Annotated in this window: 29 protein-coding genes; 2 read left to right on the forward strand and 27 right to left on the reverse strand. The window is 63.3% G+C overall.

All coding sequences use genetic code 11. The features are described 5' to 3' along the window. Window positions 1-205: 205 nt before the first annotated feature. The 23 genes from nagZ to AB4061_RS36965 form a co-directional block, all read right to left on the reverse strand. Window positions 206-1,255, reverse strand: a complete 1,050-nt coding sequence (nagZ, locus tag AB4061_RS36855; RefSeq protein WP_441641056.1) for a beta-N-acetylhexosaminidase — start codon at window positions 1,253-1,255, stop codon at window positions 206-208. Then, window positions 1,252-1,695 (reverse strand): holo-ACP synthase, encoded by a 444-nt coding sequence (gene acpS, locus AB4061_RS36860; RefSeq protein ID WP_441641057.1) that lies wholly within the window; start codon window positions 1,693-1,695, stop codon window positions 1,252-1,254. The genes nagZ and acpS overlap by 4 nt, the downstream gene beginning before the upstream one ends. Beyond that, window positions 1,692-2,474, reverse strand: a complete 783-nt coding sequence (pdxJ, locus tag AB4061_RS36865) for a pyridoxine 5'-phosphate synthase (protein ID WP_441641058.1) — start codon at window positions 2,472-2,474, stop codon at window positions 1,692-1,694. Before pdxJ ends, acpS begins: the two co-directional genes overlap by 4 nt. Before the next feature lie 30 nt (window positions 2,475-2,504). Next, a complete protein-coding gene (gene recO, locus AB4061_RS36870; protein WP_441641059.1) occupies window positions 2,505-3,383 on the reverse strand; it encodes a DNA repair protein RecO in 879 nt (292 codons plus the stop codon). After that, window positions 3,376-4,311: a GTPase Era gene (gene era / locus AB4061_RS36875; protein WP_441641060.1), complete on the reverse strand. Its 936-nt coding sequence runs from the start codon at window positions 4,309-4,311 to the stop codon at window positions 3,376-3,378. The genes recO and era overlap by 8 nt, the downstream gene beginning before the upstream one ends. After that, on the reverse strand, window positions 4,308-5,078 hold the full coding sequence (rnc, locus tag AB4061_RS36880) for a ribonuclease III (RefSeq protein WP_020205117.1): 771 nt from the start codon (window positions 5,076-5,078) through the stop codon (window positions 4,308-4,310). Before rnc ends, era begins: the two co-directional genes overlap by 4 nt. 1 nt (window position 5,079) lies before the next feature. Continuing rightward, window positions 5,080-5,394 (reverse strand): DUF4845 domain-containing protein, encoded by a 315-nt coding sequence (locus tag AB4061_RS36885; RefSeq protein ID WP_441641079.1) that lies wholly within the window; start codon window positions 5,392-5,394, stop codon window positions 5,080-5,082. A 213-nt stretch (window positions 5,395-5,607) separates the two neighbouring features. Then, window positions 5,608-6,507: a signal peptidase I gene (gene lepB / locus AB4061_RS36890; RefSeq protein ID WP_174425133.1), complete on the reverse strand. Its 900-nt coding sequence runs from the start codon at window positions 6,505-6,507 to the stop codon at window positions 5,608-5,610. 87 nt (window positions 6,508-6,594) lie between these two features. Further along, a complete protein-coding gene (gene lepA / locus AB4061_RS36895; protein ID WP_441641061.1) occupies window positions 6,595-8,388 on the reverse strand; it encodes a translation elongation factor 4 in 1,794 nt (597 codons plus the stop codon). A gap of 240 nt (window positions 8,389-8,628) precedes the next feature. Beyond that, entirely contained in the window at window positions 8,629-8,934 is a 306-nt protein-coding gene (locus tag AB4061_RS36900; protein WP_441641062.1) for a glutaredoxin family protein, read from the reverse strand. 14 nt (window positions 8,935-8,948) lie between these two features. Continuing rightward, entirely contained in the window at window positions 8,949-10,400 is a 1,452-nt protein-coding gene (locus tag AB4061_RS36905; RefSeq protein ID WP_441641063.1) for a DegQ family serine endoprotease, read from the reverse strand. A gap of 151 nt (window positions 10,401-10,551) precedes the next feature. Then, window positions 10,552-11,625: a MucB/RseB C-terminal domain-containing protein gene (locus AB4061_RS36910; RefSeq protein ID WP_441641064.1), complete on the reverse strand. Its 1,074-nt coding sequence runs from the start codon at window positions 11,623-11,625 to the stop codon at window positions 10,552-10,554. An 8-nt stretch (window positions 11,626-11,633) separates the two neighbouring features. After that, window positions 11,634-12,263, reverse strand: a complete 630-nt coding sequence (locus AB4061_RS36915; RefSeq protein WP_441641065.1) for a sigma-E factor negative regulatory protein — start codon at window positions 12,261-12,263, stop codon at window positions 11,634-11,636. A gap of 134 nt (window positions 12,264-12,397) precedes the next feature. Then, window positions 12,398-12,997 carry an RNA polymerase sigma factor RpoE gene (gene rpoE, locus AB4061_RS36920; protein ID WP_006158605.1) on the reverse strand — a complete coding sequence of 200 codons (600 nt, stop codon included), beginning with the start codon at window positions 12,995-12,997 and terminating at the stop codon, window positions 12,398-12,400. Between the two features lie 129 nt (window positions 12,998-13,126). Next, window positions 13,127-13,594, reverse strand: a complete 468-nt coding sequence (locus AB4061_RS36925) for a hypothetical protein (RefSeq protein ID WP_441641066.1) — start codon at window positions 13,592-13,594, stop codon at window positions 13,127-13,129. A 49-nt stretch (window positions 13,595-13,643) separates the two neighbouring features. Then, window positions 13,644-14,876 (reverse strand): beta-ketoacyl-ACP synthase II, encoded by a 1,233-nt coding sequence (gene fabF / locus AB4061_RS36930; protein WP_441641067.1) that lies wholly within the window; start codon window positions 14,874-14,876, stop codon window positions 13,644-13,646. Window positions 14,877-15,075: 199 nt separating this feature from the next. Then, entirely contained in the window at window positions 15,076-15,315 is a 240-nt protein-coding gene (acpP, locus tag AB4061_RS36935; RefSeq protein WP_009522116.1) for an acyl carrier protein, read from the reverse strand. Window positions 15,316-15,485: 170 nt separating this feature from the next. After that, complete coding sequence (gene fabG / locus AB4061_RS36940) at window positions 15,486-16,235, reverse strand: 3-oxoacyl-ACP reductase FabG (RefSeq protein ID WP_441641068.1); 750 nt, start codon at window positions 16,233-16,235, stop codon at window positions 15,486-15,488. A 15-nt stretch (window positions 16,236-16,250) separates the two neighbouring features. Beyond that, window positions 16,251-17,186, reverse strand: coding sequence for an ACP S-malonyltransferase (gene fabD, locus AB4061_RS36945; protein ID WP_441641069.1), 936 nt, complete (start codon window positions 17,184-17,186; stop codon window positions 16,251-16,253). 72 nt (window positions 17,187-17,258) lie between these two features. After that, window positions 17,259-18,239 (reverse strand): beta-ketoacyl-ACP synthase III, encoded by a 981-nt coding sequence (locus tag AB4061_RS36950; protein WP_441641070.1) that lies wholly within the window; start codon window positions 18,237-18,239, stop codon window positions 17,259-17,261. 59 nt (window positions 18,240-18,298) lie between these two features. After that, on the reverse strand, window positions 18,299-19,375 hold the full coding sequence (gene plsX, locus AB4061_RS36955) for a phosphate acyltransferase PlsX (RefSeq protein ID WP_441641071.1): 1,077 nt from the start codon (window positions 19,373-19,375) through the stop codon (window positions 18,299-18,301). 323 nt (window positions 19,376-19,698) lie between these two features. After that, on the reverse strand, window positions 19,699-19,878 hold the full coding sequence (gene rpmF, locus AB4061_RS36960; RefSeq protein ID WP_006158597.1) for a 50S ribosomal protein L32: 180 nt from the start codon (window positions 19,876-19,878) through the stop codon (window positions 19,699-19,701). Between the two features lie 119 nt (window positions 19,879-19,997). Further along, on the reverse strand, window positions 19,998-20,594 hold the full coding sequence (locus AB4061_RS36965) for a DUF177 domain-containing protein (RefSeq protein WP_441641072.1): 597 nt from the start codon (window positions 20,592-20,594) through the stop codon (window positions 19,998-20,000). A 248-nt stretch (window positions 20,595-20,842) separates the two neighbouring features. Here AB4061_RS36965 and AB4061_RS36970 point away from each other — a divergent pair, with 248 nt between their 5' ends. Next, complete coding sequence (locus AB4061_RS36970) at window positions 20,843-21,442, forward strand: Maf-like protein (RefSeq protein WP_441641073.1); 600 nt, start codon at window positions 20,843-20,845, stop codon at window positions 21,440-21,442. 51 nt (window positions 21,443-21,493) lie between these two features. Beyond that, entirely contained in the window at window positions 21,494-22,225 is a 732-nt protein-coding gene (locus AB4061_RS36975) for an SAM-dependent methyltransferase (RefSeq protein WP_174425087.1), read from the forward strand. Window positions 22,226-22,307: 82 nt separating this feature from the next. Here AB4061_RS36975 and AB4061_RS36980 read toward each other — a convergent pair whose 3' ends face one another. The 4 genes from AB4061_RS36980 to AB4061_RS36995 form a co-directional block, all read right to left on the reverse strand. Further along, window positions 22,308-23,477, reverse strand: coding sequence for a S49 family peptidase (locus AB4061_RS36980; RefSeq protein ID WP_441641074.1), 1,170 nt, complete (start codon window positions 23,475-23,477; stop codon window positions 22,308-22,310). A 62-nt stretch (window positions 23,478-23,539) separates the two neighbouring features. Beyond that, window positions 23,540-23,932 carry a Rieske (2Fe-2S) protein gene (locus AB4061_RS36985; protein WP_174425085.1) on the reverse strand — a complete coding sequence of 131 codons (393 nt, stop codon included), beginning with the start codon at window positions 23,930-23,932 and terminating at the stop codon, window positions 23,540-23,542. Next, complete coding sequence (locus AB4061_RS36990) at window positions 23,925-24,584, reverse strand: HAD-IA family hydrolase (RefSeq protein ID WP_441641075.1); 660 nt, start codon at window positions 24,582-24,584, stop codon at window positions 23,925-23,927. Before AB4061_RS36990 ends, AB4061_RS36985 begins: the two co-directional genes overlap by 8 nt. A 19-nt stretch (window positions 24,585-24,603) precedes the next feature. Then, window positions 24,604-25,605 (reverse strand): RluA family pseudouridine synthase, encoded by a 1,002-nt coding sequence (locus AB4061_RS36995; protein WP_441641076.1) that lies wholly within the window; start codon window positions 25,603-25,605, stop codon window positions 24,604-24,606. Between the last annotated feature and the right edge of the window lie 244 nt (window positions 25,606-25,849).

The raw sequence follows: 25,849 nt of genomic DNA on the forward strand, positions 1-25,849 counted from the left end.
CAAGTCGGCCGGCTGTTGCGCTTCGAGCAGGAAGGTCAGGTGACTGGAAAGCATCGCGCCCGAAAGTTAACACTTCGGCGCAGCGTTTACAACTTCCTCTGACGCTACATACAAAAATGCCGTTCAGCTCTTAACTGAACGGCATTACAGCTTCGGCTGCCCTTTTCTTTTCCCTGCGACTTACCGGCCCTCGGCGAATGCAGCGTCAGGCTATCAGGCCGTGGCGCTTGAGCACGCCCATGGCGGCGGCGTACTCCGCCTCTTGCATCAGCTTGTTCCAGTCCAGCGGCTTGCGGCGCCCGAACAGTCGGCGGATACGGCGTTGCGAGGTCTTGCCGATACGCACATCGAGCTCATCCAGCAACTGGTCGGCCCGCTCCGGATGGTTGCAGATCAGCACCATGTCGCATCCGGCGCCCAAGGCAGCACGCGCGGCCTCGGTCACCGTGCCTGCCACGCTGGCCCCTTCCATGCTCAGGTCATCGCTGAAGATCACGCCCTCAAAGCCCAACTGGGTACGCAGCACGTCCTGCAGCCAGTAGCGCGAGAAGCCGGCCGGGTGCGGGTCGACCTTGGGGTAGATCACGTGCGCCGGCATCACCGACGACAGCGTCATCCCCATCCACTCGTAGGGGCGCGCATCCTGCGAGAGGATCTCGTCGAGGCCGCGCTCGTCCACCGGCACGGCCACGTGCGAGTCCGCGGCCACAAAGCCGTGCCCCGGGAAGTGCTTGCCGCAATTGGCCATGCCGGCAAGCAGCAGGCCGTGGGTCAGGTGGTTGGCGAGCATGGTCACCACACGCGGGTCTGCGTGGAAGGCACGGTCGCCGATCACGGCGCTGAGCCCGTAGTCCAGATCGAGCACGGGGGTGAAGCTCAGGTCGATATCGCAGGCGCGCAACTCGGCCGCCAGCACGTAGCCGCAGGCAACGGCCGCCTTGGTTGCCGCCAGCACGTCCTGGTCCCACAACGCGCCAAGCCGGGCCATCGCCGGCAGGTGCGTGAAGCCATCGGTCTTGGCGCGCTGCACCCGGCCACCCTCGTGATCGATGCAGATCAGCACATCGTCGCGCACGGTGCGGATTTCGTGCGTCAGTGCCTGCAGTTGCGCGCGCGACTCGAAGTTGCGCGCGAACAGGATCACGCCGCCGGTCAGCGGGTGAGAGATGCGGCGGATATCGTCCGCATCGAGCTGCTTGCCTTTGACATCGAGTACAACCGGACCCGGCCGTTTACCGGAAATCTTCTTGATCATTTGGATTCTTCACTAGGCTGGGAGGCGAGCGGCGGGCTGACGCCACCGCCGCCCGGCTCGGCAATCGCAAAAGCGACCGCATAATCGTGTTCGTCGCTGACACTGACCCGCACCACGAGGCCGCGCTCCCGCAGCCAGGCGTCGAGCTCGCCGTGGCAATGCGGATACGGCTCGCCGGAGGGCAGGTTCAGCAGCTCCATCGCGCGCCAGGTCATCGGCCAGCGCATGCCCAGGCCGATCGCCTTGGAGAAGGCCTCCTTGGCAGCGAAACGCGTGGCCAGGAAAGCGAGCCCGCGTTTTTCCGAGCGCGCCTTGCGGGCGTGGTATTTCTGGAGTTCCTGCGGGCCGAGCACCTTCTCGGCAAACCGGCCGCGCGTGCGCTCCATCACGCCCTGCACGCGATCGATCTGGATGATGTCGGTGCCGATGCCGTAGATCACGCTGCGGCGTCCGGGCGCGGATAGGTGGTGCCCAGACGCGCGGCGACCATGATGGCCTTCATCTCGCGAACGGCGTTCTGCCAGCCGACAAAGACCGCATGCGCGACGATGGCGTGGCCGATATTCAGTTCCTTGATGCCATGCAGCGCGGCCACCGGCTGCACATTGGTGTAGTGCAGGCCGTGGCCGGCGTTGACCACCAGGCCAAGCCGCACGCCGGCATCGACGCCTTCGGCGACGCGGCGCAGCTCGGTGGCCTGCTCCTCGGCCGAATGCGCATCGGCGTAGCGCCCGGTGTGCAGTTCCACCACCGGCGCGCCGCAAGCGGCAGCGGCTTCGATCTGCTCGACCTGCGCATCGATGAACAGCGAGACGCGAATGCCCGCGTCGGCCAGTTGGCGGCAGGCGGCCTTGACCTGCTCGAAGCGCCCGGCTACGTCCAGGCCGCCTTCGGTGGTGACTTCCTCGCGCCGCTCGGGCACCAGGCAGACATCCTGCGGACGGATCCCGCAGGCGATGTCGAGCATTTCCTGGGTGATCGCGCACTCCAGGTTCATGCGCGTGGCCAGCAGCGGGCGCAGCGCGTGCACGTCGGCGTCGCGGATATGACGGCGGTCTTCGCGCAGGTGCAGCGTGATCAGGTCGGCGCCGGCCTGCTCGGCCTGCAGCGCTGCCTGGATCGGATCGGGATAGGCCGTGCCGCGCGCATTGCGCAGCGTGGCCACGTGGTCGATATTGACGCCAAGGTCGATGACGCCGGGATGCGCGTGGAAGATCATGCGGGTGGGCTCTAAAGGCTCAGAAATAAATCAGAGATAGTGCAGGTCGATCAAGATCTGGCGCGTCTTCAGCGGCGCGCCTTGCAAATAATAATGCAGCAGGAAGCGCATCAGGGCGCGACTTTGCGTGACAGTTTGTGTACGGCTATAGTCGTCCTGCGACATGTCGAGCAGCGTCTGCCCCGAAACCACAGGCCAGGATGATGGATCGCTGGCCTGCGCGCGACGCACGCCCCGCTCGGGCTGGTAGACATAGTCCAGCGCCGGCTCGACCGCCTCGCCGGAATTGGCGCACTCATCGAAAGCCACCGCAAAGCCGGTTTCCTGCAGCAGCACACGCTCGAAGCCGCGCAGCACCAGTCCGGCCGGCTCGCCGTGCGAGAGCTGGGTCAGCGTGGCCATGTACTGGCGAAACAGGGTAACGTGGGCGTCTTCGCGGGCGCAAAAGCGCAGCAGCAATTCGTTGAGATAAAAACCCGAGAGCAACGCGTCGCTTGCCAGCGGCAGCATGCCGCCAACCCACTCCGCGCGCGTCAGCGTCTTGACCTCGCCGCGGCCGCTCCATGAGAGGGAAATCGGCTGGAAATGCTGGAGTACCGGTCGCAGCGCCGAATGCGGCCGCTTGGCACCCTTGGCCACCATGGCGACGCGCCCGTGGTCACGCGTGAACACGTCGAGGATCAGGCTGGTTTCGCGGTAAGGCCAGGCGTGCAGCACGAAGCCGGGCTGGTTGGCGACGCGCAGCTCGGTGCGCGCCGGCACAATGCGCAACGCGCGATCCATCATCGCGCGTTGCTCCGCCACTGCCATGCCAGGCACGGCATGGCTGCCCAGCAGTTCGGCGGCTTCTTCCACTACCGGGTCAATGCGGCGGGCCTTCAGGGCAGGCCCGCCCGCTCTATCACTCATAGCCGTAGGCGCGCAATCCAGCTTCGTTGTCGGCCCAGCCGCTCTTGACCTTGATGAACATCTCCAGGTAGACCTTGCCGTCGAACAGCTTCTCCATGTCGATGCGGGCTTCCGTGGAAATGGTCTTGAGCTTGGCGCCCTTGTTGCCGATGATCATGGCCTTGTGCCCGTCACGCTCGACCAGGATGGTGGCAAAGATGCGCCGCAGCCGGCCTTCGGTCTCGAATTTCTCGATGATGACCGTGCTGGTGTAGGGCAACTCGTCGCCGGTCCAGCGGAACACCTTCTCGCGGATGATCTCCGAGGCCATGAAGCGCTCGCTGCGATCGGTCATGGAGTCGGCGTCGTACATCGGCTCGCCTTCCGGCAGGTAAGGCCGGATGATGGCGAGCAGGCGTTCGATGTGATCGTGCGTCTTGGCCGACATCGGCACCACTTCCGCGAACTGGAACTGGTGCCCCATCTTTTCCAGGAAGGGCATCATCACCTCAGCCCGGTCCGCGCCAAGGCGATCCAGCTTGTTGGTGACGAGCAGCACCGGCACTTTCTTGGGCAGCAGCGACAGCACCTTCTCGTCGTCGGCGCCGTAGTAGCCGGCCTCGACCACGAACAGCACCAGGTCCACCGACGACAGGGTCGAGGTGACGGCACGGTTCAGCGAGCGGTTCAGCGCGCTGGCATGGCGGGTCTGGAAACCCGGCGTATCGACGAAGACGAACTGGGCGTCCCCGGTGGTCTGGATGCCAACGATGCGGTGGCGCGTGGTCTGCGCCTTGCGGGAGGTAATGCTGACCTTCTGGCCAACCAGCGCGTTCATCAGCGTGGACTTGCCGACGTTGGGACGCCCGACAATAGCCACGGTGCCGCAACGAAAGGCTGCGCTTGGGGTACCCGCGGCGTCTTGCTGCGGATTGGTAGATTCGGTCATTCCTTCAACCTGAGAGACAACTGGGGATCGGGCGGCACCGGCTGCTTGCGCGTCTTGCCGGTGCGCTCGGCCCGGCTGCGCTTGAGCAACTGGGGCACGAGCTTTTGCACCTCGTCGAGCGCCAGCTTGGCAGCGGCTTGCTCGGCGGCACGGCGCGACGCGCCGGTACCGAACACCCGCACTTCCAGTTTAGGCACGGTGCACTCGACTTCAAACTGCTGATTATGCGCGGCGCCATGGGTGGCGATCACGTTATATTGCGGCAGGGCTATCTTGTGGCCTTGCAGGTACTCCTGCAACAGCGTCTTGGCATCCTTGCCCAGCGTGCGCGGATCCACCTGCTCGAGAATGGGGATGTAGAGCTTGCGGATCAGTGTGCGCGCACCTTCGAAGCCGGCATCGAGGAATACGGCGCCGACGATGGCTTCCAGCGCATCGGCAAGAATCGAAGGGCGGCGGAAACCGCCGCTCTTCAGTTCGCCCTCGCCCAGGCGCAGCGCCTCGGACAACTGCAGCATCTGGGCGATTTCATACAGCGCCTGCTGCTTGACCAGGTTGGCGCGCACGCGGGAGAGATCGCCTTCGTCGAGTTTGCTGAACATGCCGTACAGCATATCGGCCACGGCGCAGTTCAGCACCGAATCGCCCAGGAATTCCAGGCGCTCGTTGTGCAAGGCACTGTGGCTGCGGTGCGTCAGCGCCTGCTGCAGCAATTCTGGCTTGCTGAAGCGGTAGCCGAGGCGTTGCTGCAAGGCATCGAGGTTCATGTCAGTACTGCGTTCCCGAATAGGTAATCATAAGGCTCAGAGGGCCGTATAACGGCACCTCGTTACGGTAGGAAAAGCCCACCGAGCGGATCGTGCCGTTGTCGTCCTCGCGAATGTCCAGATCGTCGCTGCGCACAGCGGTGATACGGTCAATCTGTGCCTGCTTGGCGAAATAATCGGCCACTTCGCGCTTGTTGGATGCCTGTTGCTTGGCATAACTGATGGCGCGCTTGACCGAAAAGTACTCCAGCAAGCTTGGGATCGCCCTGACCGCCGGGATCACGATGCCTCCGACAATCAAGATGACGATCAGCAAGCTGCCAAGGGAGAATCCGCGCACCTTGTACCGCCCCGCCAGACGCGCCCCCCCCCTCTTTGAACCAACCTCCCGGCGCGATTGATCCGATTGCTCTGCTTGTTCTGCCAGTGCCGTTTGACCAGCCTGGCCCTTCTGACCTTTCTGACCCTGTTGACCCATGTTGCGCTTTCCCTCGCTTGACTGGAGTGATTTATTCGCGCCGCGGAAGGCTTACTTGAACGCCCCCACGCGTCCGATATTGCCGAGGTTCATCCAGATCAGGAATGCCCGGCCGACAATATTCTGATCAGGCACGAAGCCCCAATAACGTGAATCCAGGCTGTTGTCGCGGTTGTCGCCCATCACAAAATAGTGACCTTGCGGCACCTTGCAGGTCAGCCCTTGCTGATTGTAAGTGCAGTTTTCGCGGAACGGAAAATCGGGGTCCGCGCCGGAGACAAACGGCGGCCGGTCGGCGTCGTTGAGGATGCCGTGCTCCGGGCCGTCGGGCAGCTTCTCGCGGAAGTGCTTCGAGTACGAAAGCCGCTCTTCATCCAGGTAATCGGGCAGCGGGCTGTAATCGGCGGCCTTGCCATTGATGGTCAGGCGCTTGTTCTGGTAGCTCACCACATCGCCCGGCACTCCGATCACACGCTTGATGTAGTCGAGGGACTGATCCTTCGGGTAGCGGAACACCATCACGTCGCCGCGCTTCGGGTCGCCGACCGAGAGGATCTTCTTGTTCACCACCGGCAGCCTGATGCCGTAGTCGTACTTGTTGACCAGGATGAAGTCACCGATCAGCAGCGTCGGGATCATCGAGCCGGACGGGATCTTGAACGGCTCGACCACGAAGGAGCGCAGCACGAACACGGCCAGGATCACCGGGAAGAAGCTTGCCGAATACTCCAGCCACCAAGGCTGGCGCAGCTTTTCCTCGGCGAGGCGGCTACGCGACGTGTCGATCTCGCCGACGCCGTAGCGTCCCTGGAGATCAGCCTTGCGCGCATCGAACTCGGCCAGCGCGGACTGGGCGGAAAGCCGCCGCTGCTTCTCGAACACCAGTTTGTCGGCCACCCAGGCAATGCCCGTAATAACCACAAGCACAAAAAGGATCAGTGCAAAATTCATGTCGGCTAGATCGTCGTGTTGTTTTGATAGAGTCCGCGTCAACCACTGCCAGAAGCCTGCCGGCAGTGCCGGCGCGGGCCAGCCGGCTTACTTGTCGCCCACCTGCAGGATCGCGAGGAAGGCCTCCTGGGGAATCTCGACCGAACCCACTTGCTTCATGCGCTTCTTGCCCGCCTTCTGCTTCTCCAGCAGCTTCTTCTTGCGCGAGATATCGCCGCCGTAGCACTTGGCAAGCACGTTCTTGCGCAGCGCCTTAACGTTCTCGCGCGCGATGATGTTGACGCCGATGGTGGCCTGGATGGCTACGTCGTACATCTGGCGCGGGATGATCTCGCGCATCTTGGACACGACTTCGCGGCCACGGTACTGCGAGTTGGAACGGTGCACGATCACGGACAAGGCATCGACCTTGTCGCCGTTGATCAGGATGTCCACCTTGACCACGTCGGCAGCGCGATACTCCTTGAACTCATAGTCCATCGAGGCGTAGCCGCGCGACACGGACTTCAGCCGGTCGAAGAAATCCATGACGATTTCCGCCATCGGAATCTCATACGTAAGCTGCACCTGCTTGCCGTGATAGCTCATGTTGATCTGCGTGCCGCGCTTCTGCGTGCACAGCGTGATCACCGAGCCGACGTAGGCCTGCGGCATGTACAGGTTGACCGTGACGATGGGCTCGAGGATGTTCTCGATGCGGCTCGGGTCCGGCATCTTGGCCGGGTTCTCCACGATCAGCTTGGTCTTGTCGCGCATGTCGACCTCGTACACCACCGTCGGTGCGGTGGTGATGAGGTCCATGTCGAATTCGCGTTCCAGGCGCTCCTGCACGATCTCCATGTGCAGCAGGCCCAGGAAGCCGCAACGGAAGCCGAAGCCAAGCGCCTGCGACACCTCGGGCTCGTACTGCAATGACGCGTCGTTGAGCTTGAGCTTTTCCAGCGATTCGCGCAGCGCTTCGTACTGGTTGGCTTCCACCGGGTACAGGCCGGCGAACACCTGCGGTTTGACTTCCTTGAACCCAGGCAGCGGCTCGGCTGCCTTGCGCGCCATGGTGGTGATGGTGTCACCCACCTTGGCGGCCTTCAGTTCCTTGATGCCGGCGATCACGAAGCCCACCTGCCCTGCCTGCAGCGACTCGCGCGGCAGCGACTTGGGCGAGAACACGCCGACCTGTTCGACCAGGTGCTGCGAGCCCGTGGCCATCAGCAGGACCTTGTCCTTGGGCTTGAGGGTGCCGTTGACCACGCGCACCAGCATCACCACGCCCACGTAGTTGTCGAACCACGAGTCGATGATCAGGGCCTGCAGCGGGGCGGCGGGATCGCCCTTGGGCGGCGGCACGCGTGCGATCATCGCCTCAATGACGTCCTGCACGCCGAGGCCGGTCTTGGCCGAGCAAGGCGTGGCGTCATGCGCGTCGATGCCGATCACTTCCTCGATCTCGCGGATCGCGTTTTCGGGATCGGCCGMCGGCAGATCGATCTTGTTCAATACCGGCACCACTTCCACACCGAGCTCGATCGCGGTGTAGCAGTTGGCGACGGTCTGCGCTTCCACGCCCTGCGATGCATCGACCACCAGCAGCGCGCCTTCGCAGGCGGACAACGAGCGGCTCACTTCATAGCTGAAGTCGACGTGTCCCGGGGTGTCGATGAGGTTGAGGTTGTAGATCTTGCCGTCACGCGCCTTGTAGCTCAGCGCGGCGGTCTGCGCCTTGATGGTAATGCCGCGCTCCTTCTCGATGTCCATCGAGTCAAGCACCTGCGCTTCCATCTCGCGATCGGACAGGCCTCCGCAAAGTTGGATGATGCGGTCGGCCAGGGTCGATTTACCGTGGTCGATGTGGGCGATGATCGAGAAATTGCGGATATGGTCCATCTGATGCTCAGGGGTGCGCCGTTTCAGGCCACGAAGTGCCCGCGTGGGCACGCCGGGCGGCGCAGCAATTATGAACGGCCTGGAACTGGCGCCCTGCGGGGCGCACGCCGATCCCGGCCGCAGGTTGGTGACGCAGACTTTGCGCCAAACTGCGATTTTACCGTATTTTCAAGGACTTCCGTATTGCGAAATGGACCACGACGCTAGCCCCGCAGCCAAACCAGGCTTCGCCGGGCGCACTTATGCGCCATCTAGCGCCCCATGGCCCACCCGTTCGCGCGCCCGCGGCCCCGCATGTGCGGCCAACCACGCCCTCACCCGCTTTTCGTCAAGAAAGTAATGACAAAGCTCCGCGTCCGGGGTGGCCGGAGAACTGGCCATCAGCACGGGCACCAGCTCGTCGAAACGGGCCATGGCCGCCGGATCGGCATCCACGTCCACCTCGTGCAGGACAAAGGAAAAATCGCGCCGGAGCGGCTCCAGCGCGATTTTCATGTCCTCGCACAGATGGCAGTAGCTCCTGCCATACAGTGTGAGATCGGCCATGATGGCAGCGCCGGTCAGCGCGAGGACATCGTGCCTGGCCGCAGGGTCAGCACCTGGGTGGCATCCCCGCGGCGCACGAACACCGCGGCGATCTTGGCTTTGTCGAGTGCCTTGACCAGTTCGTTGAACTGCTTTGGGCTGGTCACATCGCTGTCGCCCAACCGCAGGATGATGTCGCCCTGCCGAATGCCGGCGCGCATCGCCGGACCATCCGCCTGCTCGACCTCGACCCCCGACTTGATCTTGAGCTCCTTGAGCTTTGCGTCGGGAATCTCATTGACGATCAATCCAAGCGCATTGGGCTTGGCCGCCGGCGGGGCGTTATCGTCGCGCGGGCCAGTGCCGCGGGCCTTCACCTTCGCATCCGCATCCAGCTCGGCCACGGTGATGGACACCTCGCGCGTCGCGCCCTTGCGCCAGAGCTGCAGCGGAACACGCGTGCCCGGCTTGATGTCGCCAACCATGCGCGGCAGATCCGACGCCTTCTCGATGTCGCGGCCGTTGAACTTGAGGATGATGTCACCGGCCTCGATCCCCGCCTTCTCGGCAGGGCCACCGGGCTCGACGCTGCCGACCAGTGCGCCCCGGGCACGGCCCAGGCCGAGAGAATCGGCAACTTCCTTGGTCACATCCCCGATTGCCACCGCGATGCGTCCGCGCGTGACCTTGCCGGTTGCCTTGAGCTGCTCGGTGACCCGCAAGGCTTCGTCGATCGGGATGGCGAAGGAAATACCCATATAGCCGCCGCTGCGGCTGTAGATCTGCGAGTTGATGCCGATCACCTCGCCACGCAGGTTGATCAGCGGACCGCCGGAATTGCCAGGGTTGACCGCCACATCGGTCTGGATGAACGGCAGGTAGTCACCGGTATCGCGCCCCTTGGCGGAGACGATGCCTGCGGTCACGGTGTTATCGAGGCCAAAGGGAGAACCGATGGCCAGCACCCATTCGCCAGCGCGAACCTTGTCCGAATCGCCGAGCGTCAGCTTTGGCAGGCCGGTCGCGTCGACCTTGAGCAAGGCGACATCGGTGCGCTTGTCCGAGCCGATCAGCTTGGCCTTGAATTCACGCTTGTCGGGCAGCGTGACGTAGATGGTTTCCGCATCGGCAACCACGTGGGCATTGGTCATCACATAGCCATCCTGGCTAATGACGAAACCCGATCCCACGCCACGACTCTGCTCCTCGCCTTGCGGCGGCTGGCCACGGCGCGGGGCACCCGGCGGCGTGGGTGCACCTGGCATGGGCACGCCAAAGAAACGGCGGAAGAACTCTGCCATTTCGTCATCTTCCGTCCCCCCCGGCGTGCCGCGCGCGCGCACGCGCTCGGTGGTGCGGATGTTCACGACAGCCGGACCGGCCTTCTCCACCAGTTCGGTGAAGTCGGGCAGGTTATAGGACGGCGCGGCGGCCTGGGCGTGACTCAGCTCAGCGGCAAAGGGTGCAAAGGCGAGAATGGCAGCCATGAGCACGGTCCGAGCCAAGGCTGGAGATCTTGGTGACATCGTCGACTCCCGGGAAATCAGCGAAAAGAGGAAGAAAGCACAGGCAGCAGGGTTGCCGATCGGCGGCGGCCCGCAGGCGATGTTCACGCCCGCGGCGACGCCGCGATCCGGCCTAGTGAGCCTTCGGTGGTTTGTATTCTACCGCCGAGGCAAACTGCCTCACTGTGGCCGGCGGGACTTCACCCACCACGGTGATCCAGAAATCGGCTACGCGGCGTACCACGACCTGCGTGGCACCCAGCGAGGCGACGCCTTCGCGGCGCACGCGCTGCTCGGAAACCGGCTCGATAAACACCGACAGGCCGGTCAAGCCATCGCTGTAGACGATCTGGAGCACTTCGAAGACATTGCCGCGCGGGTTGGCCTGCGGTGCGCGCAGTTCTCCCAGCGGGCGGCGAACCTCACGGATCTTCAGGAACCCCTTGACCGGAACCGCGATGCTCCAGCCTTCATCGGCAATATTGGCCGGATGGTTGGTCACTTCATAGTGAGTCCAGGAGCCGGAGTTCTTGATGGCCGTGAGAATGCGCTGCTTTTCCGATGGCACGCCAATATCGACTTGCGAGAAAGCAACCTGTTCCAGCACCTTGCCGGCCTCGCCCAGGGTCTGTGCACGCATCAGCAAGCCGGAATTCTTCTCCGCCCACAGCCGCACGGCGTAGCGCGCTGCGTCATGCGGCTCGAGCGAAAAGACCTCGCACTCGACACCGGCCACGCGCTCGCCCGGAAGCTTGCGCATATCGTAGATATCGAGCACATCGCTCTTGTTGGTGGCCAGCAGCGCCGGGAAACGATCCTTGGCCTCCTGCTTCTCCACCACCACCAGCTTGGCCTCGGGAATCAGGCTGTGGACGATGTCGTTCTGGCGCAGCACCTCGCGCGGCTTGCCGTCGAGGGTCTCAAGCCGTTCATACTCGTTGTTGACGAGATCACTGTAGTGCTGGATACGTGATGCATGCATCACGCTGCCACGCTGATAAATCAGCGTACCGACATAATTCTCGCGCTGGGCCGCGCGATGGATCTTGTTGAGCCAGGCCGTTGCGTCGCGACGGGCCAGCGTATTGTCCGGCGGCTGCGCAGTTGCCGCAGCCGCAGTCAGACACAAGGCCAGAAAAAAGGACCTGCGAAGGGCCCTAATTCTGTGTGCGCCCGCTACGTTGGCGGGCGACCATCCTTTATGCATGTCCGGCATTATTCCTGCGAATTGTCCTGAGAGAAGTTTGCGCTGTTAGCCACTTGGCGCATGGTCGGCACTACCGCATCGGTGGCAACCGAGACGCGGTGAGCGCGGAGATATTCATCCAGACGGGGATCGCGGATCATCTGCGCGTTATCGGCGGAGACAGTCACGATGCCGCCAGCCTTGGGCGCTGCAGGTTGCTCGACACGCGCCACTACCGCATCCGGCGTGCCGAGGTCGGCGGCGCCGCGCATTTGCGGCACGGCCACCCAGCTGACGGCGGCCACTGCGGCGGCAATCGCGGTGCTTGGCATGACGCGGCGCACCCACGACGGCTTGAACAGCAGGCGATGAGCCGACGACGCCTTGGCGACGGCAGGCACCAGCACATGCGGCTCACTGTCCAGACGAGTGGAAAACCGGGAAAGAAAATCATCGGTCGAGCCGGCATGCGTCAGTTCTTCCGAACGCAGGGCATCGCCAATCAATTGATAAGAGGCCCAACTCGCCATGCCTGCCTCGCTTTTCGCGAGATCCAGCACTGCGTTTACTTCGTGCGGCGCCAGCTCGCCATCCATCAGCACGGAGATTTGCTCCGCTGCTTCCACTTCATGAACCGACTGCTTATGAGCCTGACCCATTTCCCACCCCTAGAAAAACCATTGAACAACCGACAATCCCGTCTACTGCTTTGTCGTTTTTCGATGCAGGAATAGGCTGCAACGCTGGCCGCACGACATTTTATTTACTGCTTACCACCAAGTATCACTACCTGCTACCACCGCTTGCCCTCTGCTGTTCCCAGCAGCGGGCGCAATTTATCGGCAATCGCCTCGCGCGCCCGGAAGATGCGTGACCGGACCGTGCCGATCGGGCAACCCATGGCTTCCGCGATCTCCTCATAACTGAGGCCCTCGATCTCGCGAAGGGTGATGGCGGTGCGCAATTCCTCGGGCAGTGCTTCCATCGCGCGGTTGACCGTCTCGGCCACCTGGCGGGTATGAAGCATCGACTCCGGTGTATTGATATCTCTTAGTTGCTCACCGTCCGCAAAAGTTTCAGCCTCTTCGGCATCGATATCACTGGAGGCTTCCGGCCGGCGTCCCTGGGTCGCCAGGTAGTTCTTCGCCGTGTTCACCGCGATCCGGTACAACCAGGTGTAGAACGCCGACTCGCCGCGAAATTGCGGCAATGCACGATACGCCTTGATGAAGGCGTCTTGTGCCACATCCTCCACTTCCGCGGAATCCCGCACCAAACGCGAAATGAGCCTGATGATCTTGCGGTGGTACTTCACCACCAACAATTCAAAGGCCCGCTTATCGCCCTGCTGGACGCGTTCAACGAGGAGCTGATCGGCTTCGCGTTCGCTCACGAATATTTCACCTGCAGTGTATCTCTTGGTATCGTCTTCACGACAAACGTTGTATTTTACCTACGTTGCGGGCCGCACGGTCAGTGCGTTGCAACGCATATTGTGAAGAATGGTTGAAATTGCCGCGCATCAGCCGGCCTCGCCGGCCACCGGGCCTTCGCGGCGCGCAACCCGAATCGTGCGCCTCAGGGCGCGCAAAGCGCCGGCACCGGCAAATGCGCGATTGACCACCAGCACACGTGGTGGCCGTCCGGCCACCGGCTCCAGGGCCAGCACGAGCGCCAGCTCGCCTAGTTCCCAGCTGGATTCCACCCTCGCTATCGCGCGGCTGCCGCCCGGCATGTCGACCAGGATGCCAGGCCGGCCGGTACGGTCCCGCCCTGGCGCAAGGCCGCCGTAGGTACAGGCGGCGCCGTGCCAGAGCTTGGGCCAATGGCAGGCCAGCCAGCCGCACAGCCCGGCCAGGCCGCCTACCAACAGCCACTGCGTTAGATCCCAGCTTTGCGCCGAGCGCCCCAGTTCCTGCACGCCTTGCCGGGCCAGCAACGCGAACGTTGCCAGCTCGCAAGCCAGGAACAGCGCCAGGGCCCACCGCAAGGGATGAACCCTGGAACGCAAAGGGGAAGCCACCCGGCGGCCGCCGGGTTCAGGCGCGACGGAAGACAAGCGTGCCGTTGGTACCGCCGAAGCCGAAGTTGTTTTTCACCGCCACGTCCATCTTCAGGTCACGTGCCGTATTGGCCACGTAATCCAGGTCGCACTCGGGATCCTGGTTGAAGATGTTGATGGTCGGAGGCGACACCTGGTGGTGCAGCGCCAGCACGGTAAAGACCGACTCAAGCCCGCCCGCGCCACCCAGCAAGTGGCCGGTCATCGACTTGGTCGAGTTGACAGCCAGCTTGTAGGCGTGATCGCCGAAGGCCAGCTTGATCGCTTCGGTCTCGTTCTTGTCACCAAGCGGAGTCGAGGTGCCGTGCGCATTCAGGTAGCCGACTTCGTCCGCATTGATGCCAGCATCCCTGAGGGCGTTGGCCATGCAGCGGCGGGGGCCGTCCATATTGGGCGCGGTCATGTGGTAAGCATCGCCGCTCATGCCGAAGCCGATCAGCTCCGCATAGATCCTGGCGCCACGCGCCTTGGCCGACTCGTACTCCTCGAGCATGACCACACCGGCGCCCTCGCCCAGCACGAAGCCATCGCGATCCTTGTCCCAGGGGCGGGAGGCGGCTGCGGGGTCATCGTTACGGGTCGACAGCGCACGCGCAGCGGCGAAACCGCCGATGCCCAGCGGCGAGACGGTGGATTCAGCGCCACCGGCCAGCATCACGTCGGCGTCCCCCGCCTGGATCAGGCGGGCTGCCAGGCCAATGCTGTGCAGGCCGGTGGTGCAAGCCGTGACCGCGGCCAGGTTGGGGCCCTTGAGTCCATGGATGATGGACAGGTGGCCCGAGATCATGTTGATGATCGAGCCAGGCACGAAGAACGGGGAGATCCGGCGCGGGCCGCGATTGGTCAGCTCCGCGTGGGTATCCTCGATCATCGGCAGGCCGCCGATGCCCGATCCGACCAGCACGCCAATGCGATCGGCATTGGCTTCGGTCACTTCGTAGCCGCTATCCTTCAGCGCCTGCGAACCCGCTGCAATGCCATAGTGGATAAAGGTATCCATATGGCGGGCTTCCTTGGCCGGGATGTAGTCCTCGGCGTTGAACCCCTTGACCTCGCCAGCAAAGTGCACGGCAAGCGCGGAATGATCGAATTTGGTGACGGTGGCAATGCCAGACTTGCCGGCAACCAGGTTGGCCCAGCCTTCGGCAACCGTGTTTCCGACCGGAGACACAAGGCCAAGCCCAGTGACGACGACGCGACGACGGCTCACTATGATTTCCTACGGGTACGTGAAGCAAAACCGGATTGGGAATCGATGCCGGCCAACGGCCAGCAACTGGCTGCACCGACACCGGCGCAACGCATCCAATTGTGCTTCTTCGAACAGACGAAAGCCACAGAAAACAACGCAGCGGACCCATGGGCCCACGCGCCTGCCTTCTGTGGCTCGGAATTCAGATACGACAGGCTTAAGCCTTGACGTGTGCAGTGGCGTAATCGATTGCCTGTTGCACGGTCGTGATCTTCTCGGCTTCCTCATCAGGAATTTCCATGCCGAATTCATCTTCCAACGCCATCACCAGTTCAACCGTGTCGAGCGAGTCAGCGCCCAGGTCGTTCACAAACGACGATTCGGTCTTGATGTCTGCCTCGGCCACGCCGAGTTGCTCTGCCACGATTTTCTTGACGCGTTGTTCGATATTGTCCATGTAACCCTCCAGGGAAGTTCGACAAAAAGTGGGCGCATTTTAGCAGGTTTGGGCCATAAAAATGCCCCCCGCCATCTATTGCAAGAACTGCGCCCGATCAGTTTTAAAAATAACCACTTCGTACAGCTTCTGCCGGCTTCTCCCTCGAATCCAGCCACCGCACAAGGTGATCAATTCATGTACATGCCACCATTCACATGGAGCGTTGTACCAGTGATGTAGGCCGCCTGCGGACCTGCCAGGAAGGCCACCGCGTGCGCGATGTCCTCCGGCTGGCCGAGCCGGCCCAACGGGATCTGCGTCTTCAGTGCCGCATGCTGCTCTTCCGACAGAACCTTGGTCATGTCGGTATCGATGAAGCCCGGCGCCACACAATTGACGGTGACGTTGCGGCTGCCGATCTCGCGCGCGAGCGCGCGGCTCATGCCTTCCACGCCGGCCTTGGCCGCTGCGTAGTTCATCTGGCCCGGGTTGCCGGTCGAGCCGACCACCGAGGTGATGTTGATGATACGGCCACCGCGGGCCTTCATCATCGGGCGCAGCACGGCGCGCGACAGGCGGAACACCGCCGTCATATTGGTCTCGATCACCGCGCCCCAGTCCTCGTCCTTCATGCGCATGGCAAGCTGGTCCTGGGTAATGCCGGCATTGTTCACCAGCACGCCCAGGCTGCCATGTGCCTTGACCAGTTCGTCGATCAGCGCTTCCGACGCCGCTGCATCATTGACGTTGAGCACAGCGCCGCGGCCCTTGCCGCCGGCTGCCGCCAGGTACTCGCTGATGGCAGCTGCACCTGCCTCGCTGGTGGCGGTACCCACCACGGTGGCGCCCTGGGCGGCCAGTTCCAGTGCGATGGCGCGGCCAATGCCGCGCGATGCGCCGGTTACCAGCGCGACCTGGTTTTCCAGAAATTTTGTCATTGCGTTGGTCCTTGTTTACTTCAGCAGCGCCAGCGTGTCCTGYAGCGAGGCCGGATCGAAGATCGCCCCGCCCACCAGGCTGCCGTCGATGCGCTTGGTCATGCCGGCCAGCACCTTGCCGGGGCCGCACTCGATCACATGGGTCACGCCTTCGGCAGCGATCTTCTGCACGCACTCGACCCAGCGCACCGGGGCTGCGGCCTGGCGGACCAGCGCGTCCTTGATGGCTTGCGGATCATTGACGATGGCCACATCGACGTTGTTCACCAGCGGAATCGACGGCGCAGAGAACACCATGCCGGCCATGCGCTCGCGCAGGCGGTCCGATGCGGGCTTGAGCAGCGACGAGTGGAACGGCGCCGACACCGGCAGCGGCAGCGCGCGCTTGGCGCCGCGTGCCTTGGCCAATTCGCAGGCCTTCTCCACGGCACCCTTGTTGCCGGCGATCACCACCTGTAACGGGGCGTTGAAGTTCACGGCCTCCACCACGCCGGCACCGGTCGCCGAGGCTTCAGCGCAAGCGGCGCGCACGTCGTCGTCGGACAGGCCCAGGATGGCCGCCATGCCGCCCTCGCCAACCGGCACGGCCTCCTGCATGGCTTGTGCGCGGAAGCGCACCAGCGGCACCGCGTCAGCGAAGGGGATCACGCCGGCTGCCACCAGCGCGGAATATTCACCCAGGCTGTGCCCCGCCACCACGGCCGGAGCCGGGCCGCCGGCGTCGAGCCAGGCGCGGTAGATGGCCACCGCGGCGGTCAGCATCACCGGTTGCGTGTTGGTGGTGAGGTTCAGGTCCTCGGCCGGGCCTTCGGCGATCAGTCGGCCCAGATCCTGCCCAAGTGCGGCGGATGCCTCATCCAGCGTGGCGCGGACTACCGCATTGCCGGCAAAGGCGTTGAGCATGCCAACTGCCTGCGAGCCTTGCCCTGGGAATACAAAGGAGAATTTCATCGCAATCGAATCGTAAAGATGAATAGCGCCAGGTCGGTGCAGCGGCATGACACCGCCGCGCCGGCCCGAATATTACATGCGCAGCAGTACCGCGCCCCAGGTGAATCCGCCGCCCACGCCTTCCATCAGCACGTGATGCCCCGCACCGATGCGGCCATCGCGCACCGCTACGTCGAGCGCCAGCGGGATCGAGGCAGCCGAGGTGTTGCCGTGCTCATGCACCGTAGCTACCATGCGCTCGGCGGGCAGGCCAAGCTTTTTGGCCGTGCTTTGCATAATGCGGATATTGGCCTGGTGCGGAATCAGCCAGTCGACCTTTTCCGCCGGGAACTGCGCGCCCGCGAGTGCTTCGCGCGCTACCTTGTCGAGCACGGTGACCGCCAGTTTGAACACAGCCTGGCCATCCATGTGCAAGAAGGGGTTGCCAGTGATATTGCCGCCCGAGACGTTGCCCGGCACGCACAGGATATCCACATGGCTGCCGTCGGAGTGCATCGCCGACGACAAGATGCCGGGCTCCTCGGAGGCCGACAGCACGACTGCGCCGGCACCGTCGCCGAACAGCACGCAGGTGGTGCGGTCGTTGAAATCCAGGATGCGGGAAAACACTTCCGAGCCAATCACCAGCGCATTGCGGTGTGAACCGCTGCGGATGAATTTCTCGGCGGTGGCCAGCGCATAGACAAAGCCGGAGCACACGGCCTGCAGGTCGAACGCCGCGCAGTTGTTGGTGATGCCAAGCTTCTGCTGCACCAGGCAGGCGGTGCTGGGGAAGACGAAATCGGGCGTGGAAGTGGCAACGATGATCAGGTCGATGCTCTGGCGATCGATGCCGGCAGCCTCCAGCGCGCGCTCCGCCGCCTTGACGGCGAGGTCGCTGCTGGTGACATCCGGCTCGGCCCAATGGCGGGCCGAGATACCACTGCGCGAAAAGATCCATTCGTCGCTGGTCTCGATGCCCTTCTCAGCCAGTTGCGCCGCGATATCTTGGTTAGTGACGCGCCGCGGAGGCAAATAGCTCCCGGTCCCGATGATTTTTGCGTAGCTTGTCATGTAATGTCGGATCGATCGTCTGGCCACGGGTCGTCGCCCGCGGCATCTACATCAAGACCTCAGGCGGCGTGCGGGCTTGGACTGGAATCCTCGGCGCCTGACTGCGGGCCGGTARCCGGAGTGCTGTTACCTGACTTGTTGGCGAAGGCCTGAATGGTGCGTTCGATCACACCATTCCTGGCCGCATCATACCCGCGTTTGATAGCCCACTCAAAAGCGTGCGCGTCGGCGGACCCATGACTTTTGACGACCAGCCCGCGCAGGCCGAGCAGGGAAGCGCCGTTGTAGCGCGCCGGGTCCAGGCGCCGGGACAATCGCTTGAGTACCGGCAAAGCCAGGACCGCCAGCAGCTTGGTAAACCACGAACGCGTGAATTCTTCCTTGATCATGTTGGCGATCATCTTGGCCAGCCCTTCGCTGCTCTTTAGCGCGACGTTGCCGACAAAGCCATCGCACACCACGATATCGGTAGTGCCCTTGAAGATGTCGTTGCCTTCCACGTTGCCGTAGAAGTTGAGTTCCGAAGCACGCAGCAGCTCACCCGCGCGCTTCACCACATCGTTGCCCTTGATCACTTCCTCGCCGATGTTGAGCAGGCCGACGCTCGGGCGTGCCTTGTGATCCACCACGGCGACCATGGCCTCCGCCATGCGCGCGAACTGCAGCAGGTGCTCGGGCTCGCAGTCGGCATTGGCGCCGAGGTCGAGCACCGTGGTACCCCAGCCCTGCTCGTTGGGAATGGTGGTAGCGATAGCCGGCCGCTCGATGCCTTCGAGCGTTTTCAGCACATAGCGCGACACCGCCATCAGGGCACCGGTATTGCCTGCGGAGATGCACGCGCCAGCCAGCCCCTCCTTCACCTGGGTTACCGCCACGCGCATCGAGGAATCCTTCTTCCTGCGCAGCGCCACTTCAACGGGGTCATCCATGGTGATGACTTCGGACGCGGTGACAATGCGTACGCGCGGATGGTCGAGCGCGTGCAGCTTCTTGAGCTGCGGCTCGATGCTGTCCCGCAAGCCGACCAGCACCACTTCGGCGTCGCTATGGCTGGAGAGAAAACTGATCGCCGCCGGTACGGTCACGGAGACACCGTGATCGCCACCCATGCAGTCGATAGCTAGTTTGATCGTCATTGTTTCCTGGTGCAGAAGCGCTGGTCGGCGTGACTTGAAATCCTGGCTCCCGAGCCGGGCAGGCATGACCCTGACCAGCCGGTGGCAACCCGACGGCACTCCCGGAGCGCTCCACGGCGAGATCTGGCGCCGCCCTCGCCGCCGCGCACGGCATCTAGCCATGCACTCAGCCTGAGCCGGCGGCGCAAATCGGCCCGATGGAAGCCTGCGCTACGGTTTGCGCTGCGAGCGCGCAACAAAAAAGCGGCAACGATTTTGCCGCTTTTTTGTTTTTGACCTACCAACGTGCGCGTACGAGACGCAAAGTCACGCCGAACGATCTGTCAGTCGTTCTTGGTCTTGATGACCTTGCGGCCACGATAGTAGCCGTTCGGGCTCACGTGGTGACGCAGGTGGGTTTCGCCCGTGGTCGGCTCCACTGCCAGCGCTGCCGTGGTCAGGTGGTCGTGCGAGCGATGCATGCCGCGCTTGGAGGGCGACTTCTTGTTCTGTTGAACTGCCATGATGACTCCTTCGAGAATTTTTCAATGGTAACACACGCATCCCGCACGAGGCGTAGCCGGGCCCGGCCGGATGCTGATCCTGGTGCCTTGGAACGTTGCCAGATGCCGGCGAACCGGCTTCAGTGCTTCGTTTTCAGGCCGGCCAGCGCCGCAAAGGGCGAAGGCCGTTTTTCTTCTTCCGGCAGAACCTCTGGTTCAGGTTCCGCCTGTCCGTCCACCCCGGTCACGAGACTTTCGTGCACCGTGGGGCAAACGTCATGCTTGGGCGCCACCGGCAAAGCCAGCAGCACTTCATCTTCAATCAGCGTCAGCAGGTCGAAGCGCTTGGAGCCAACAATGACATCGAGCTCGTCGTCGTCCATGGGCGCCGCATCGGCATCCGCCTCGCTGGCGACCACCTCGAAACACATGTCCGTGGCGATCGGCTGCTCGTAGACCCGCAGGCAGCGCTGGCAATCCAGCCAGACCCGGCCATTCACGGCCAGGTCGACGAACAGGCGCTCCACCGCGGGCTTGCCGGGCTCGCTCGCCTCTTCCTCGACAAAGCCGGAAAGCGCGTAGCTGAACACCTCATCCGGCGCCGATGCTGGCGCTTGCGCCGCAGTCTCGGCTATGATGCGCGGCAAATCGCGAGCAGCAACCTCGCCGGTGGCGTCGTCGCCAGCGCGGCAAAACGCAAAGAGATCGAGCGCGCGCAGGTCAATCGGCTGGGTCATGTCTTATCGTGCCGTCATGCCGGGAGGCCTCCCGGAGGATCGCGGCTTCGACGCATTTTTACGTATACCTGGCATATACCTGTATACGCACCGTCGAAACGTGACTCGGAAGCTACACAACACCGGGAAAAACACGGTATTGCGCCGGACTTGCTTGGCTAAACGCGAGATTATACGTCGATTCTGCTGCCGCGGTCAAAATTTTGGAAGACGGTCATTCGCCGCTTTCCCTTTTCGCTCAATTACTTATGTCGCAAACTTCCCGCCCCACCCTGATCCTGGGTTCCAGCTCACGTTATCGCCGCGAACTGCTGGAACGCCTGCGCATTCCTTTCGAGGTGGCGATTCCCGACATCGACGAAACCCCGCAGCCCGGCGAAAGCCCCGAGGCCACCGCGCTGCGGCTCTCCCACGCCAAGGCACAGGCCATTGCCGAGCGGCATCCAGGCACCCTGGTCATCGGCTCTGACCAGGTCGCCACGCTGGACGGCAGGCAGATCGGCAAGCCCGGATCCCACGAGAAGGCCCTGGCGCAATTGCAATGGATGCGCGGCCGCACCGTCACTTTTCACTCGGCGTTGTGCTTGCTTGACAGCCGTAACGGCGAGGCTCAATTGGCGGATGTCCAGACGCGCGCGACTTTCCGCGACCTTCCCGACCAGGAACTGGATGCCTACCTGCGCATCGAGCGCCCTTATGATGTCGCGGGCAGCGCCAAATCCGAAGGATTGGGCATCGCCCTGCTCTCGCATATGGAATCCGACGATCCCACCGCGCTGGTAGGCCTGCCCCTGATCGCGCTGACCAATATGCTGCGCCAGGCCGGCTACCCTTTCTTCCAGGATTAAGGGCTTCGCCCAACCTGCGCCAAGCCACAGAAGACAAATGAGAATCCAAGCATGAGCGGCACCCTGTACCTGATCCCCAACACCTTGGGCAAACGCGACGAGTTCGACCCGCTCGCGGATGTCATTCCGGCTGGCGTGCAGCAAATCACGGCCAGCCTGGACTACCTGGTGGCGGAAAATGCCAAGACGGCACGCGCCTTCCTGAAGAAGCTCAGCGAAACCTGCCCGCTGGCCAAGCCAATCCAGCAGATCGAAATCCGCGAGCTCAACGTCAATACGCGAGAAGGCGAACTGGCCGCACTGCTGGCACCAATCCGCGAAGGGCGCGACGGCGGCCTGCTGTCGGAAGCGGGCGTACCGGCCGTGGCCGATCCCGGCGCCAACCTGGTGCGCCTGGCTCACACCAAGGGCGTGCGCGTGCGCCCGCTGGTGGGCCCGAGCTCGATTCTGCTGGCCGTGATGGCGTCCGGCCTCAATGGCCAAAGCTTTGCTTTCAACGGCTACCTGCCGGTGGATGCCGGCGAGCGCGCCAAGCGCCTGCGCGAACTGGAGCAGCTATCGCGCAAGGCACGCCAGACCCAGGTCTGGATCGAGACGCCGTACCGCAATGGCCCCTTGCTGGAAGCCATGCGCCAGCATTGCGCAGGCACCAGCCTGCTGTCGATCGCGGTAGACCTGACCTTGCCAAGCGAGACGATCGTCACGCTGCCCATCTCCGATTGGCGCCCGGAGCGGCTGGCACTGAACAAGCGCCCGGCCATTTTCTCCTTGCTGGCAGCCTGAGCGACGGTCGGGCAACGAAGCAACAAACGAAAAATGGGGCGCTTTCGCCCCATTTTTTTACTCCGTGCCCAGCTTGGCCAACTTAATGCATGGCCTGCACGCGCGTGCCGAACAGCATGGTCTTCATCGCCGCCGTGCCCATCGCCGCGCCGAAACGCTTGGCTACCCGCTCCGCAATATTCTCCTTGACGGTGTAGTCGACGATGTCCTCGGCCTTGAAGAGATCCCGCGCCACGTAGTCCGCGTTGCCCAGGCCGTCGGCCAAGCCCAGCTCCACGCTGCGCTCGCCGGACCAGAACAAGCCGGAGAACAGGTCCGGATCGTCCTTCAGGCGGTCGCCTCGGCCTTCCTTGACCACGTCGATGAACTGCTGGTGGATCTGCTTGAGCATGGTTTCGGCGTATTGCTTCTGCCTCGGCACCTGCGGCGAGAACGGGTCGAGCATGCCCTTGTTGGCGCCGGAGGTATAAAGCCGGCGCTCGACGCCCAGCTTGTCCATGAGCCCGGTGAAGCCAAAGCCGTCCATCAGCACGCCGATCGAGCCGACAATGCTAGCCTTGTCGACAAAAATCTTGTCGGCCGCCGCCGCCACGTAATAGCCGCCCGAGGCGCAGATCTCCTCCACCACCACGTAGAACGGCTTGGCGGGATAAAGCGTCCGCAGGCGCCGGATCTCGTCATTGATCATGCCGGCCTGTACCGGCGAGCCACCCGGCGAATTGATCTTGAGGATAATCCCGGCGGCATTGGTGTCGGCAAATGCGGCTTGCAGGGCTGCGTTGATCGATTCGGCGCTGGCCGGCGTCCCGGCGGCGATCTCGCCGTCGAGCGATACCATCGCCGTATGGCGACCGCTCGTGGCAATGGTGCCGTCGCCCTTGAAGTCGAAAACAGCAAAGAAAATCAGCACTAGCAGAGCGAGCCCGGCGAAGCGGAAGAAAATGCGCCAGCGGCGTGCCGCGCGCTGCTCGCGCAGCGTCGCCATCAGCACCCTTTCCAGCACATCCCGCTCCCAGCCTGTGCCCGTGGGGACGGGGCCGACGTCACGACCTGCCATGCGCGCCTGGCGCTGGCCGGCTTCTTTCTGCGAAGCAGCATCTCCGGCGCGCAACTCCTGCTCCAGCGGGTAATCCGCCTGCGAGACGGTTTCCAGCCGTTCATCCCCCGCCCCGGGCACCCCGGCGCTGGCCGAAGCCACCGGTTCCTGCGCCTTGCCGGATTCGTCCTGCGGCGGCTTATGCTCTTCAGTCATGCAGTTGGCTCTTGATTATGAATAGATAGGCGGGCCTGGGCACCGGGCCTGCCGGCTGCCCGCTAGCCCGCGGGTGCTTCGTATGGACTTTCCGGCAGCCAGTACACATTGCCGTCGCGCTCTTCGACGCGCAGTTTGGACAATGAAGCGCCCCGGCAGGGGCCGCCCACGCACAAGCCACTGTCCGGCGCATAAACCGCGCCATGTGTGGCGCACATCAAGTATAGGCCCGAGGACTCGAAAAACTGTCCCTCCTGCCAATCGAGCTCCATCGGCACATGCGCGCACTGGTTCAGGTAGCCATGGACGGCCCCCTCGAAGCGCACGACGAACGCGCTTACGGGACGCCCACCCACTTCGACCACAAAACGCACCCCGGCGCCGCCGTCAGCCAGGTCCTCGGCCGCGCACAGGTGCCGCTCTCCGGTCATCCCCTGGCCCGTTGCGTCAAGCATGCGCCAGCAGCCAGTCTTTCAGGTCGGCGATGGACGTCGCGCAATGCAGCGGCGCCATCGCGCGCAGGGCGTCCGCGGGATGCGCACCGTAGCCTACGCCGATGCCCGCAGCGCCGGCATTGGCGGCCATCTGCAGGTCATGGGTGGTATCGCCGATCATCACCGTGCGCTCCATGTCCTGCCCCAGTTCGCGGGTCAGCTCCTGCAGCATGGCCGGGTGGGGCTTGGAAAAGGTCTCGTCGGCGCAACGCGTGCCGTCGAACAGGCGCACGAGGCCGGTTGCTTCCAGGGCGCGCTGCAGGCCGACGCGGGTCTTGCCCGTCGCCACGCCAAGGAAATAGTGCTCGGCGCGCAAGGCTTCCAGCATCTCGCGCACCCCATCGAACAGCACCAGTTCGGCGTCGCGAGTCAGGAAGTGGAAACGGTAGCGCTCGGCCAGCCGGGGATAGTCGGCGGGATCGAGCGTCGGCACGGCGTACGACAGTGCATCCTTGAGTCCCAGCCCGATCACGTGGCTGGCGGCGCTGTCGTCTGGCACCGGCAAGCCGAGGTCGCGGCTGGCCAGCTGGATGCATTTGGCGATGGTCGGTGTGGAATCCATCAGGGTTCCATCCCAGTCGAACACGATCAGGTCGAAGCGTTGCCTGGCCATGAATATCCTTGTTAGCGCCTTAGTCAGCGGCGCGCTGGTTACGGGCTTGCTGCAGGAACGCTTCGCACTCCGGCGGCATGGGTGCAACGACAGTGGTGATTTCTCCACTTATCGGATGCGTAAATGTCAGGCTGTGCGCGTGCAGGAACATGCGCTTGAGCCCGGGATTCGCGCCGCTACGGGCCAGCGCCTTGTTGAGGGCGTAGTCGCCGTATTTTTCGTCGCCCAGGATCGGGAAGCCGGAATGTGCCAGATGGACCCGGATCTGGTGGGTCCGCCCGGTCTTCAACTCGGCCTCGAGCAAGGTGTAGCCCGGCATGACCTCGATCCGGTTGAACACGGTATGCGAGGCAATGCCATCGTCCTGCACCCGCACGCGGCGCTCGCCTTCCGGGGTGGTGTACTTATATAGCGGGAATCTCACGTGCTGCCGGGCATTCTCGAAATGTCCCGCCACGCAGGCGAAGTAGCGCTTGTCCAGCGCACTGCCGCGCATCTGCTCGTGCAGGTTCACCAGCGCCGTACGCTTTTTCGCCAGCACCAGCAGGCCGGAGGTTTCACGGTCGAGACGGTGCACAAGCTCAAGGAACCTGGCCTGCGGGCGGGCGCGCCGCAATTGCTCGATCACGCCGAATGCCACGCCGGAGCCGCCATGCACGGCTACGCCGGCAGGCTTGTTGATCACCAGCAGGTATTCATCCTCGAAGACCACCGGAAAGCTGGCCGGCGGCACGAACTTGCCGGCATCAGGTGCCGAAGCCGCCACACGCATGGGCGGGATCCGTACCACGTCGCCCAACTGCAGGCGATAGGTGGCGTCGACCCGTCCCTTGTTCACACGCACTTCGCCCGACCTCAGGATGCGGTAGACATGGCTCTTGGGCACCCCTTTCGAGAGCTTCAGGAGGAAGTTGTCGATACGCTGGCCATCGGCTTCGTCGCCAATCGTTACGTACGCCACCTGGGGCCCGGCCGCGGCGGCCCGCACCTCTTTTTCAATTTGATGGCGTAACTCATTCATTTTCAATATAATTTCCTCGCTGTTCCGGCCAAAGACCGGCAGCGCAAGTCAGGTGTAGGCGATTCGTCGTATTTTACACTTCGGGTTGCCGCCAACCCTGCCAGCCTCCCGCTTCTTTGCGTACCACGCGAGCCCGGGGCTGGTAAATGGCAGCAAAAACGCAGCACGCACGGTATCGCCCGCGCAGGAAGTCGCCCAAAGGCAACTTCGGCGCTGACGGCGGTCACGTGGGAGTAGTGTTCAG

Source organism: Cupriavidus sp. YAF13 (assembly GCF_052113425.1).
In the GTDB taxonomy this organism is placed as follows: domain Bacteria; phylum Pseudomonadota; class Gammaproteobacteria; order Burkholderiales; family Burkholderiaceae; genus Cupriavidus.